The organism is Pantoea sp. S61, assembly GCF_016625145.1.
GTDB lineage: Bacteria > Pseudomonadota > Gammaproteobacteria > Enterobacterales > Enterobacteriaceae > Pantoea > Pantoea rwandensis_B.
In genome coordinates, this window is record NZ_JACVUO010000003.1 from 101,257 (window position 1) to 113,810 (window position 12,554).

The window sequence follows — 12,554 nt, forward strand, 5'->3', positions numbered from 1 at the left end:
AACGTTGAGGGATTGGCATGGTTAACAAATTAACCAGTATCGTGCTGGCGATTCTGGCATTAGCGCTGCTCTATATGGGCGGAAAATTGCTGATGCTGGGCGGCAGCGCGTTCTATGCACTGATGGCGGTGGGCTTGCTGATTACCGCTATTTTACTGTTCAGAAACCAGCGTAGTGCGTTGACGCTGTATGCGGTTCTGATGTGGATTACCCTGGCCTGGATTATCTGGGAAGTGGGCTTTGATAAATGGCAATGGATCCCTCGTGGCGATCTGTTTGGCGTGATCGGCCTGTGGCTGGCGATGCCGTGGGTTGTCAAACCGTTGTATCAGGGCGAACGCCGCTTCCACACCTTCCTGGGTGGCACCGTCATCGTGATGATTGTGGTGGTGATCGGGCTGTGCTTTTACGATCCACTGCCACAGGCGGGTACGATCAGCAATGCGCGTGAACAAGCCAGCGAGCAGGGTGCCGCTAACGACTGGACCGCATACGGCGGGACCACTGACGGTCAACGCTTCTCTTCACTGAATCAAATCACCAAAGAGAACGTACAAAACCTCGAAGTGGCCTGGACTTATCACACTGGCGATTTGCGTCAGGATGCGGATGCCAGCGAGTACACTTTCGAGGCTACGCCGGTGAAAACCAACGGTATGCTGTACTTCTGTACGCCTCATAACGAAGTGCACGCACTCGATCCTGAAACCGGTGCGGTGAAGTGGAAGTACACACCAAATAAAGATCGTTCTTACCTGCAGCAGCACCAGACCTGTCGTGGTGTGAGCTATTACGAGCAAAGCCCGGTTGCTGCGCAAGATTCAGCTGCGGCTCCAGCCATCTGCCGTAAGCGTATCTTCAACGCCACCACCGATGCACAGCTGATTGCTCTGGATGCCGATACCGGCAAACCTTGTGCTGATTTCGGCACTAACGGCGTGGTGGATCTGCATGCCAACATGGGCGAAGTGCGCCCACATGCGTTGATGCAAACTGCCGCACCGCTGGTGGCCGGCAAGCTGGTGATTGTCGGTGGTTCAGTCATGGACAACGGCTTCAACAGCGGTAACCCGTCGGGTGTGATTCGTGCTTATGACGCCGAAACCGGTCGTCTGGTATGGAACTTCGATCCGGCTAACCCTGACAATACATCGCCAGTGGCAGCAGGACAAAACTATCCGCAGGATACGCCCGTCGCCTGGGGCACGCTGAGCGCTGACCTGAAAAATGGTCTGGTTTACGTGCCGTTTGGTAACGCGTCACCGGATGAAGTGGGCATCGAGCGTGATGCTAACAGCAACACCGAGAAGTTCCGCGACGCATTAGTGGCGCTGGATCTGCAAACCGGTGCGTTCAAATGGCGTTATCAGAGTTCGAACCACGATCTGTGGGACCGCGATAACCCATCACAGCCGTCGCTGTTGGATATCGATTATCAGGGTCAGAAACAGCCTGTGGTGATCCTGCCAACTAAAACCGGTAACCTGTTTGTCTTGAATCGTCTGACCGGTCAGCCGGTGTATCCGGTTAATCAGGTGAAGGTATCCACTGAAGGCGGTGTGCCGGGTGAGAAGTTTGCCGCGACTCAGCCGGTGTCGAGCCTGAACTTCATTCCAGACCCGCTGACTGAGAAATCAATGTGGGGCATCACGCCGTTTGACCAGATGTCATGCCGCATGGATTTCCGTTCGCTGCGTTATGATGGCAACCCATGGACGCCAGCCACTGAAGCCGGTTCGCTGATCTTCCCGGGTAACATTGGCGTGTTCAACTGGGGTTCTGTGGCGGTTGATCCGCAGCGTCAGATGCTCATTGCCGCACCGGTACGCCTGGCCTACAAATACAACCTGATCAAGCGTACGCCGCAGACCGAAACGCAGCGTCTGTTCACCAAAGATGGCCAGCCATACTGGAATGAAAACTTCCAGGGTGACTACGCGATTCACATTCAGCAGCTGGCGTCTGGGCTGGGCATTCCGTGTATCGCGCCACCTTGGGGTCGCATGGTCGGTGTGGATCTGAAAACCGGGAAAACCGAGTGGTTGCGCCGTGTGGGTGTGACCAAAAATCTGAAAACCAGCTTCCTGCCGGGCCGCTTCCCAATCGGCTTCCCGATGGGCATGGTGGCACACGGTGGTCCATTGCTGACAGCGGGTGATCTGGTGTTCCATGGCGCAACCGCGGATAACTTCTTCCGTGCTTACGACAGCACCACCGGTGAGCTGCTGTGGCAGACCGAGCTGAGCGCGGGTGCGCAGGCCACACCGTCAACCTTTATGGGTAAAGACGGTAAGCAGTACGTGGTCATCGCGGCGGGTGGTCACGGTTCGCTGGGTACCCAGGCGGGTGACAGCGTAGTGGCGTTCCGTTTGAAGTAATGAAGTCATGAAATCATGAAATCATTTTAAGGAGCGCACCTGTACAGGTGCGCTTTTTTGTTTAGAGAAGGCTGCTTCTCCGTTGTCTTAAGGACTCCATCAAGCAGGGACGGAAAGCGCTTTTTGACTACGCGACCATACGCGATGAGCCTTCATTGCATCGACAAAGGCATTCAGTACCTTGTCGTCGGAAGTATCACCCTCCACGATCCCTTCTTCTTCTTCATCATCTTTGAGCGCGAATTGCGCCTTAAAACGACGAGCCTCTCCACTGAGGCCAATCACCTTAAGATGTTTATACGCTTCCAATAAGAAGTAGCGACTGTCTCCACTCAACAGCAGTGCATCAATGTTGCCATCTGGGACAAATACCGCATCAAATGTCAGTGAAGGTAGTCCAGCAAAAGTCGCGTCAACCGGTAACACTGACCCATCATCAGCACGAATCTGACCCATATGTGGCGCCAGTAATTTTGTGTGTACGCCAGCGGTTTTCAGTGTCTGCAATGTGGCCAGTACATCTGCCGATTTCACGCCATCGCTCAACAGCAGAGCAACCTGACGGCCTTTGATATCACCGTCGGGCACAGCATACAAACTCAGGCTACTGTCTTTCTTCAGGCCATTAACGTCTGGTGCGGGCGGCGTCTTCAATTGATCAGCCGTGAGGGCAATCCCGAGGTTATCGGCAACCCCTTGTGCTAAAGCGATATCAATATTCAACAGATGATCGACCACACGCTCTCGAATGTAAGGGCGGGCAACTTTGCTCAACTCGAACGAATAGGCATCGATGATGTGCTGCTGCTCGACAGGCGTTTGGCTTAACCAGAACAATCTCGGTTGAGAGTAATATTCGCCAAAGGAGGGGCTGCGCTCCCGCACTTTATGTCCTTCCATTCGCTCCTGATAGCTGTCAAAGCCGCCACCTTCTGCTGCCGGCGGTGTTTCACGTGGCCAATTATCATTAATCGAGTTGGGCTCATAATTTGCTGGATTGGTATCAATGTCCTGACGGTGCATGCCTTGCCGTTGGAAATTATGATAAGGGCAAACCGGACGATTGATAGGGATTTCATGGAAATTAGGCCCGCCCAGGCGGCTAATCTGCGTGTCGGTGTACGAGAATAACCTGCCTTGCAGCAACGGATCGTTGGAAAAATCCAGCCCCGGAACAATGTGTCCAGGATGGAAGGCGACCTGTTCTGTTTCTGCAAAGAAATTATCGGGATTGCGGTTTAGCACCATCTTGCCAACGATCTCTACCGGCACCAACTCTTCCGGAATCAGTTTAGTGGCATCAAGGATATCGAAATCGAACTTAAACTCGTCCTCTTCGGGGATAAGCTGCAGGCCTAATTCATATTCGGGGAAATCACCCGCTTCGATCGCCTCCCAAAGGTCACGGCGGTGGAAATCTGGATCACGCCCGGTTAATTTCTGCGACTCGTCCCAAAGTAAAGAGGCCTTACCTGCGACAGGCTTCCAGTGGAAGCGGACAAAAGTGGCTTTGCCTTCCGCGTTGATCAATCGAAAAGTGTGAATACCGAAACCTTCCATGGTGCGATAGCTGCGTGGAATCCCGCGATCGGACATCGCCCAGATGACGTTATGCAAGGTCTCGGGCTGCAGGGAAACGTAATCCCAGAAGGTGTCATGTGCACTTTGACCCTGAGGAATTTCATTGTGCGGCTCAGGTTTAACGGCGTGCACAAAATCCGGGAATTTATGGGCATCCTGAATGAAAAATACGGGGGTATTGTTACCCACTAAATCAAAAACCCCTTCATCGGTATAAAACTTAGTGGCGAACCCACGAATATCGCGCACGGTGTCAGCCGATCCGGCGCCGCCCTGGACGGTGGAGAAACGGACAAACACCGGGGTGATTTGTTCCGGATCAGAAAGGAAGTGCGCTTTTGTCAGTGCTGTTAACGCGTGATAAGGCTGAAAGTAGCCGTGAGCAGCAGATCCTCGGGCGTGAACGATGCGCTCAGGGATGCGTTCATGGTCAAAGTGCGTGATTTTTTCACGCATGATGAAATCTTCGAGCAAAGTGGGGCCACGTGTGCCCGCGCGCAATGAGTTCTGATCGTTGGCAATGCGCGTGCCCTGGTTCGTCGTGAGCGCCTGATGAGAACCGTTTTTACGGTTTATCTCCAATTGTTGGAGTTTGGCGCTTTGGGTTTCAGGCGTTTTAAGGCTGCCGGGTGCGGTAGGCTGCTTTCCAGGCGGTGTTGGTTCTGCGGGTGGTTGGTGCGAACCGTCTTCAGGCGCTAAAGATCCTAAACCGGGTTGGGATGATTCTGGCCCTTTAGTGGGGGCTCGATGGCTGAGTTCTTTTTTATTTGCTTCATTCGACATTGTTCCACTCCAGTATATTTTTAAAGACCTCGTTAAATATAGGACAACTAGAGAAATGGGCTGGGTTTTATTTAACCGATCGGTTTTATGAGGATTTTTCTTAAGAAGTGTATTTTTTTGGTTAATTACCGTTTCGCTTGCGATGAGATTTAAAAATAAGCCAGGCGGCGCAGGTGTTGCTTGTTTTTAGTATCAAAGTGAGTAATTAGACTGCCATAGCCCATCACAAGACCATGGCAGTGGATAAAAGCTTTTACCCATTTCCCTTAATGGTGAACATTTTGGGTTAAAACCTGACGTGGTTGTGTACGTCGAGCTATACGGCCAATAACAGCTGCCAGAACCGCTTCGATAAGTAATACAAAGAATGTGAACCAGCTTGCCTTGGCAGTGGCTGCGGCGGCTTTCTCTGCGGCCTCACGAGCCTTCTGTTCGGCCTGCTGTTTTAACTGCTGAAACTGTGCAACGGCTTTTTGATAGCTTTCGACCGTTTGGTTCACAATCTGGTCGGCTTCCTGATCGCTTTTTCCGGTGCGCGCTTTGATGATGTTCTTCAGTGCGTCCCGATCTGCGGCTTGCAGGGTATCAGAGTGACGACTCATCACGCCACGTACCCAGTTGATAATATCGGTATCGGCATTTTGCGGATTTTGCGCGGTATTGGCAGCCTGTTGCCTTGCCCCGTTAGCCTCACTATTGACATCCTGTTGTAGATTTTCTGGCTGTAATTCTTGTTTTCCCGTTTGGCGCAGGGTGGTCTGTAATTCGTTTTGTAGCGAATCAAGATTGATGTTGTTTTCTTGCAACTTCTCTTTAGCCATATTCGTAACAGAAGGTGCAACAGCTGAGAGGCCATTTCCAACAACATTCGCTCCTGCACCAAGAATATTGAAGGCACCTCCTACCACTCCGCTGGCAAGCGAGAAAGCCAGCCAAAGCGTGATAAGCGTGCTCACACCAAACATAAGCAGTCCATGCAACGCACCTTCACGTTGCGCAAGACGGCCTGCTACATAACTCCCCGCAGCAATGGCAATCAGCATACTTAAACCGGTCCAAATTAATACGCCTGTACCTAAGTGTGCCAGAGGGTTTTGATCTTGTTGAGGATCGATAACCGTCGCGCCAATTGCGGTTCCGAGTAACCCAAGGAATATATGGACAATAAGCGCAGCAATAACGCCTGCAAGAACGGCGCTCCAGGAAATTCGTTTTAATGGCAATCCAGTAACCGTTTCGGTTACGATCGCGGGATCGTTATTCCATGTTTCAGGCATCATCATTCTCCTCAAAGAAATAATGTTTTATGACGTCGAATCAGTCTTGATATAAATGAGGGTAGACTAAAAAAAGATTGCACATCATTTTTACGAGGAAATTATTTTCAATCTGTAAGTTTGAAAAGTAAATGATATTTTATTCAAGTAGAGTGACACCCCTTGAAAGGGTGACTATTGGTAGTTTTGTGAGTCAGCTCTTAATTATGGGGTTGATTTTGAGGGGTTAATGACTACGCGTTTATCTTTTATTAATACCTCGAAAATTGTTCTTTGTAATCATCACGGAAATCCTTTTAATGTCATAAAAAGCTGAACCAAATTGCTGATAGCAAAGAACACCAAAATCAATCCCCCCCCGATATTGATGGCAATAGACAGCTTTCGAATATTGATTACTCGCGCCGAGGTCAGCAACGTAAAACAGATGATGACCAGCCACAGCGCCATGATGGCAACGTGTATGGAGGCCAGCAACAGATAATGCAGCAAGGCATGGTCGCGCCCGGCGAATTGCGATACCACGGTGAGATAGAGCATCACCGCTTTGGGATTGAGCACATTGGCTAGCCAGGCATCTTTAATCCCCATGCGGGCGCTGCGGTAGGAGGCGACGGGTTGGGAAATATGATGACCACGGCGCAACAGCTGTATACCGAGCCACAGCACATAAGCGGCACCCGCCACGCTTAACAGATTAAAGATAATAGGAGATCGCACTAACAGGGCGCTGATCCCCAAGCCAATCAGCAGCGCATGGGTATAAATACCCAGTGCAGTGCCGAGAATGATCGCCGCCAGCCCGCGCGAGCCTGCCACCAGCGTGTTGTTGATCGCGAGGGTGAAACTCGCTCCTGGCGACAAGGCCACCGGTAATATCGCAATGATAAAGGCGAGCACGTGCAGGTTCATGAGGGTAACGGCTAAATATGTTAAATAATTTTGAATATTATTAGACGGTGAAGCAATAATCTACCACTGCAATCACGCCGCCGGGACTAAGCGGACATTTCAATCGCACAACAATAAGGAAGCCCATGACCATCGCTTGCCTGCACACTGCCGCCAGCAATATCGCGCTGTTTGACCACGCGGCCCGATCACTTGAATTACCTGCTCATTCATTGAGTCATATCGTGATGCCGCACCTGCTGGCTGAAGCAGAGGAGAGTGGCGGTATGACGCAGGAGCAGCAGCATCGTTTGGCACAGTTGCTGCACAGTTTTACTCCATGGTTTGATGCGATAGTGATCACCTGTTCAACGCTGGGGCCCGTGGCCGACACCTTTAATCCTCAGAACACGGGGTGCCCGGTATATCGCGCAGATCGGATGCTGGCAGATCATCTGCATCAAATGGCAGGACCTGCACTGGTGCTCTGCGCGGCTGAATCAACTTTAGCGGCTACCCGTCTGTTGTTCTGTCCACCGACGCTGCCAGCGGATAAACAGCTGCAGGTCGCACTGATTCCTGACGCCTGGGCCGCATTTAAAGCGGGCGATCATCAACGCTATCACGCGCTCATCGCCGACGCGGTAAAACAGGGGCGCGAGCAGGGCGCACAACACGTAGCACTGGCGCAGGTCTCAATGGCAGCCGCCGCAAACAGCATGCCGGAGAGCGAGCGTCCATTGACGATACCGCAGCTGGCATTAGCCGCGGTGATCGCAAAGCGTTAATGTCGCGGAAGGGACGCCTGCACGTGGCGCCCTCCCTTTTTTACCCGCTAAATGGATAATCTCTTACGCTGTCGATACCAGGGAATGAAATAAATCAGCATGCTCCCCCAGAATATCCCCGCACTGATGCCGCTGATTGCACCGTGAATCAGATTAAATGACAGGGAAGCGATTAATTCTGAGTGCAAAGCCACAGAAACGGAAAGCGTATATTTGGCGGCAAAGCCTAATAACATAAATATTGTCAGTCTGTTACCACACGCCACGTCTATTATGCGCGTTGTAAAGCCATTAGTATCGCTATCGGCCTGTGTATTGGCATGTCGGGTTCCGCCGCCGCAAGAGCAACTTCTTTACTGATTCCCATATCAATTGCCTATTCGCCAGTTGCTTATAAGCACTCACGGAACTTTTTAAGCTCCCTATTTGGCTCCGCACGTTTAGCTTAGCGCCGTTCTCTTTCTTTTCATTTTCCTGACAGTTGATCTATGGATGTTTTGGTAGACTGTGAGGTGAGAATGAACGTTCACTACAGGGTTATTCATGAAGAATTTTCAGCGCAGTGTGATCGCCGGACTGGTGTTGTTAGTCGCCGCTTGCGATCAAAGTAGCAATCAGCAAACCCACGCCACCACAACGGAAGTGGGTGTGAAAACGTTGCAAAACGAATCGGTTACGCTGGACAGCCAACTTGCCGGACGTGTGACCGGCAGTATGACATCCGAAGTTCGTCCGCAGGTTGAGGGCATTATCCTGAAACGCCTGTTTACCGAAGGCGACGAAGTGAAAGCCGGACAGGTGTTATATCAGATCGACCCGGCCAGCTATCAGGCCAGTTACGATCAAGCGCTCGCACAATTAAAGAACGCGCAGGCGTTGGTAAAAAGCAGCAAATTAAAAGCGGAGCGTTATGCAGCTTTGGTGAAAGAGAACGGCGTGTCGCGTCAGGATGCTGATGATGCTTTGGCAACCTATCAGCAAAACGTGGCATCGGTGGACCAATATCGTGCCGCTGTAGAAAGTGCGCGCATCAATCTGAATTACACCCAAATCAAAGCGCCGATCAGCGGTCGTATTGGCATTTCATCGGTGACACCAGGTGCGCTGGTGACCGCCAGTCAAACCACTGCGCTGGCGACGATTCGTGCTCTCGACCCAATTTATGTCGATCTGACGCAATCCAGCGTCCAACTGCTCAAACTGAAGCGTCAGCAGGCTTCCTTACAGCAGAGCACTGATGCCGTGCCTGTGACGGTGAAACTCGAAGATGGCAGTGCTTATGACCATCCGGGCAAACTGGAACTGACGGAGGTGTCGGTAGATGAAGCCACCGGCACCGTGACGCTGCGCGCTATCTTCCCTAATCCGCAACATGAGCTCCTGCCAGGCATGTATGTCCGCGCCAATGTGACGAACGGCGTAAAATCCGACGCAATCCTGGCACCGCAGCAGGGGATCACCCGTGATGCCAAAGGCAACGCCACGGCATTGGTGGTCGATAAAGAGAATAAAGTCGAAAGCCGTGAAGTGGTTGCTGATCGCGTGATCGGGAATAAGTGGCTGATCACCTCTGGCCTCAATAGTGGTGACAAGTTGATTGTTGAAGGCACGGGAAAAGTGCAGGCGGGCATGAGTGTTAAAGCCGTGGAAGTGACGCCAAACGATAAAGCCGCGACCAGCGAGGGTAACTGATATGTTGGCTCAGTTCTTTATTCGTCGGCCGGTATTTGCCTGGGTTATCGCCATCTGCATTATGATGTTCGGTCTACTCAGTATTAACAGCCTGCCCGTAGCGCAATATCCTGACGTCGCGCCACCGCAGATCAGTATTCAGGCAACGTACACCGGTGCGTCGGCGGAAACGCTGGAGAGCAGCGTCACCCAGGTGATTGAGCAGCAGCTCACCGGGCTGGATGGGTTGCTCTATTTTGACTCCACCAGCACGGCATCGACCGGGCAGGTAAAGATCAATGTGACCTTCCAGCAGGGCACCGATCCCGATATCGCCCAGGTTCAGGTACAGAACAAGGTTCAGCAGGCAGAGAGCCGTTTGCCTACCGCGGTCACCACGCAAGGTGTCACCGTGGAGAAAGCGCAGAGCGACTTCCTGCTGATTCTGGCGGTGTACGACAAAACCAATAAAAGCAGCTCTTCCGATGTCGCTGACTATATGGTCAGTAATATGGAAGATACGCTGGCGCGTGTTTCCGGCGTGGGTAGCGTGCAAGTGTTTGGTGCCGAGTACGCGATGCGCATCTGGCTGGACCCGAGTAAGCTGGCGTCCTATTCACTGATGCCGTCGGATGTCACCACCGCGCTGGAGAGCCAAAATACCCAGGTTTCTTCTGGGCAATTGGGCGCACAGCCAGCCAGCAAAGAGCAGCAGCTGGTGGCGACAGTTCGTTCGCGTTCGCGTCTGCAAACACCAGAGCAGTTCCGCAACATCGTGCTTAAGAGTCAGTCAGACGGTTCGGTAGTGCGACTGAGTGATGTCGCGCGCGTTGAAATGGGCGATGAAGACTACAGTGCCAACGTGTTGGCGAATGGCCATCCCGCATCCGGTATCGCTGTGCAGCTGGCATCAGGTGCGAATGCGCTTTCCACCGCTGAGCAGGTGAAAGCCACCATCAATGAGTTCCGTAGCAGCATGCCGGCGGGCTACGAGATCGCATATCCACTCGACAGCACCGACTTCGTCAAAATCTCGATTGAAGAGGTGGTGAAAACGCTGATCGAAGCGGTGATCCTGGTGGTTATCGTGATGTTCGTGTTCCTGCAGAACATTCGTACGACGTTGATCCCGGCGATTGCCGTGCCGGTGGTTTTACTGGGTACGTTCGGTGTGCTGTCGCTGTTTGGTTACTCGATAAACACCTTAACCATGTTTGGCATGGTGCTTGCCATCGGCTTGCTGGTCGATGATGCGATTGTGGTGGTGGAGAACGTTGAGCGCGTGATGCGCGAGGAGGGGTTACCGCCGCGACAAGCCACGGAAAAATCAATGAAGGAGATCACCGGTGCTTTGATTGGTATCGCGCTGGTGCTGTCGGCGGTGTTCCTGCCGATGACCTTCTTCAGTGGTTCAACCGGTGTGATCTATCGCCAGTTTTCGATCACCATTGTGTCGTCGATGGTGCTGTCGGTGATTGTGGCGCTGACACTGACGCCGGCACTTTGTGCAACCTTACTGAAACCTCATAACCACGAAAGCGGCACCAAAGGTTTCTTTGGCTGGTTTAACCGCAGTTATGAAAAAGTGCAGGGGCGCTATCAAAACGGTGTGGGCCATGTGGTGAACAGTTCAGTGCGCTACCTGCTGCTGTACGGCGTGTTGTTGATCGGTTGTGCGGTGCTGTATATGCGTTTGCCAACCGGCTTCCTGCCAACGGAAGATCAGGGCTATATCATGGTGCAGTATCAGCTGGCACCGGGTGCCACGGAAAACCGTACCAGTGAAGTCCGTCAGCAGGTACAGCAGTACTTTGCCACCAAAGAAAAAGACAACGTTAACGTTAGCATGCTGGTTAACGGTTTCAGCTTTGCGGGTAGCGGACAAAACGCCGGTATTGGTTTTATCTCGCTGAAAAACTGGAGCGAGCGTAAAGGCACGGAGAACAGCGCCGACGCCATTGCAGGCCGCGCGATGGCTGCGCTCTCCAGCATCCGTGACGCGCAGATCTTTGTACTTTCACCGCCTTCAGTATCGGGGTTAGGTCAATCGAACGGCTTTACCTTTGAATTACAGGCGCGCGGGGCCACCGATCGCGACCAACTGCTGAAAATGCGTAACCAGCTGATTGCCGAAGCCAATCAGGACCCGGTGTTGAGTGCGGTACGCGCGAACTCACTGCCAGATCTGCCGCAGTTGGATGTCAGTATTGATGATGCCAAAGCGCAATCGCTGGGGCTGACCATTAGCGACATTAACGACACGCTGAGTGCAGCGATTGGCGGGAGTTACATCAACGACTTCACCGATCGTGGTCGCGTGAAGAAAGTGTATATGCAGGGCGATCAACAGTTCCGCAGTAAGCCTGAAGATATTGATCAATGGTATGTGCGTGGAACGGATAGCAGCAGTAACACTACCATGGTGCCGTTCTCGTCGTTCGCCTCCTCAAAATGGGCTTACGGTCCAGATGTGTTGTCACGCTATAACGGCCTGGCTTCTTATGAAATTGAAGGATCGTCAGCATCGGGCAAGAGTTCGGGCGATGCCATCACCGCAATGGAAAAGCTGGCGGCCAAACTACCGGCTGGCACAACCTTTGCGTGGAGTGGACTCTCTTATCAGGAAAAACTTTCTGGCAACCAGGCGATGTCGTTGTATGGCATTTCTCTGATTGTGGTGTTCCTGTGTCTTGCCGCGCTGTATGAAAGCTGGTCGGTGCCGTTCTCGGTGATGATGGTGGTGCCGTTAGGGGTGATTGGATCACTTCTGGCGATTACGTTGCGCGGTCTGGAAAACGATGTGTACTTCCAGGTGGCGTTGCTCACCATCATCGGCCTATCCGCGAAGAACGCGATTCTGATTGTGGAGTTTGCGGAGGAAAATTACCGCAAAGGCGAGAATCTGGTGAAAGCTGCGATTCATGCCGCCACGATGCGTTTGCGTCCGATCATCATGACGTCACTGGCGTTCACTGCTGGGGTGCTGCCGCTGGCGATTTCTACCGGCGCGGGTGCTAACAGCCGTATTGCTATCGGGACAGGTATTATCGGCGGCACCCTGACAGCAACGTTACTGGCCATCTTCTTTGTACCGCTGTTCTTTGTTCTGGTCCGTCGCGTGTTTCCGGCGATTCCGCATGACGATGCACAGTCAACCGAATTAGCTGTGAAGGCGGAGGAGTAAT

General features: G+C 52.4%; 7 protein-coding genes. 4 read left to right on the forward strand and 3 right to left on the reverse strand.

Features of this window, described 5'->3' with window-relative positions:
- Nucleotides 1-17 precede the first annotated feature (17 nt).
- Nucleotides 18-2,378 (forward strand): membrane-bound PQQ-dependent dehydrogenase, glucose/quinate/shikimate family, encoded by a 2,361-nt coding sequence (locus IAE30_RS08525; protein ID WP_200679216.1) that lies wholly within the window; start codon nucleotides 18-20, stop codon nucleotides 2,376-2,378.
- A 99-nt stretch (nucleotides 2,379-2,477) separates the two neighbouring features.
- On the opposite strand, the gene katE is transcribed toward IAE30_RS08525, so the two are convergent.
- The 3 genes from katE to IAE30_RS08540 all read right to left on the reverse strand — a co-directional run bounded on the left by katE (nucleotide 2,478) and on the right by IAE30_RS08540 (nucleotide 6,919).
- Nucleotides 2,478-4,742, reverse strand: coding sequence for a catalase HPII (gene katE, locus IAE30_RS08530; RefSeq protein ID WP_200679218.1), 2,265 nt, complete (start codon nucleotides 4,740-4,742; stop codon nucleotides 2,478-2,480).
- Nucleotides 4,743-5,008: 266 nt separating this feature from the next.
- On the reverse strand, nucleotides 5,009-6,019 hold the full coding sequence (locus IAE30_RS08535) for a TIGR04086 family membrane protein (protein ID WP_200679475.1): 1,011 nt from the start codon (nucleotides 6,017-6,019) through the stop codon (nucleotides 5,009-5,011).
- A gap of 282 nt (nucleotides 6,020-6,301) precedes the next feature.
- Nucleotides 6,302-6,919, reverse strand: coding sequence for a LysE family translocator (locus IAE30_RS08540; protein WP_370585531.1), 618 nt, complete (start codon nucleotides 6,917-6,919; stop codon nucleotides 6,302-6,304).
- 137 nt (nucleotides 6,920-7,056) lie between these two features.
- Between IAE30_RS08540 and IAE30_RS08545 the strand changes: the two genes are divergently transcribed.
- The 3 genes from IAE30_RS08545 (at nucleotide 7,057) to IAE30_RS08555 (ending at nucleotide 12,553) form a co-directional block, all read left to right on the forward strand.
- Nucleotides 7,057-7,698 carry a hypothetical protein gene (locus tag IAE30_RS08545; RefSeq protein WP_038647060.1) on the forward strand — a complete coding sequence of 214 codons (642 nt, stop codon included), beginning with the start codon at nucleotides 7,057-7,059 and terminating at the stop codon, nucleotides 7,696-7,698.
- A gap of 543 nt (nucleotides 7,699-8,241) precedes the next feature.
- Nucleotides 8,242-9,390: an efflux RND transporter periplasmic adaptor subunit gene (locus IAE30_RS08550; protein WP_045814306.1), complete on the forward strand. Its 1,149-nt coding sequence runs from the start codon at nucleotides 8,242-8,244 to the stop codon at nucleotides 9,388-9,390.
- 1 nt (nucleotide 9,391) lies between these two features.
- Complete coding sequence (locus tag IAE30_RS08555) at nucleotides 9,392-12,553, forward strand: efflux RND transporter permease subunit (protein ID WP_200679222.1); 3,162 nt, start codon at nucleotides 9,392-9,394, stop codon at nucleotides 12,551-12,553.
- Nucleotide 12,554: the final 1 nt, after the last annotated feature.

What these genes read in the sequence shown, in the direction of transcription:
- katE (WP_200679218.1), bottom strand. Translation starts at nt 4,742, where the DNA reads ATGTCGAATGAAGCAAATAAAAAAGAACTCAGCCATCGAGCCCCCACT.
- IAE30_RS08545 (WP_038647060.1), top strand. Translation starts at nt 7,057, where the DNA reads ATGACCATCGCTTGCCTGCACACTGCCGCCAGCAATATCGCGCTGTTT.
- IAE30_RS08525 (WP_200679216.1), top strand. Translation starts at nt 18, where the DNA reads ATGGTTAACAAATTAACCAGTATCGTGCTGGCGATTCTGGCATTAGCG.
- IAE30_RS08555 (WP_200679222.1), top strand. Translation starts at nt 9,392, where the DNA reads ATGTTGGCTCAGTTCTTTATTCGTCGGCCGGTATTTGCCTGGGTTATC.
- IAE30_RS08550 (WP_045814306.1), top strand. Translation starts at nt 8,242, where the DNA reads ATGAAGAATTTTCAGCGCAGTGTGATCGCCGGACTGGTGTTGTTAGTC.
- IAE30_RS08535 (WP_200679475.1), bottom strand. Translation starts at nt 6,019, where the DNA reads ATGCCTGAAACATGGAATAACGATCCCGCGATCGTAACCGAAACGGTT.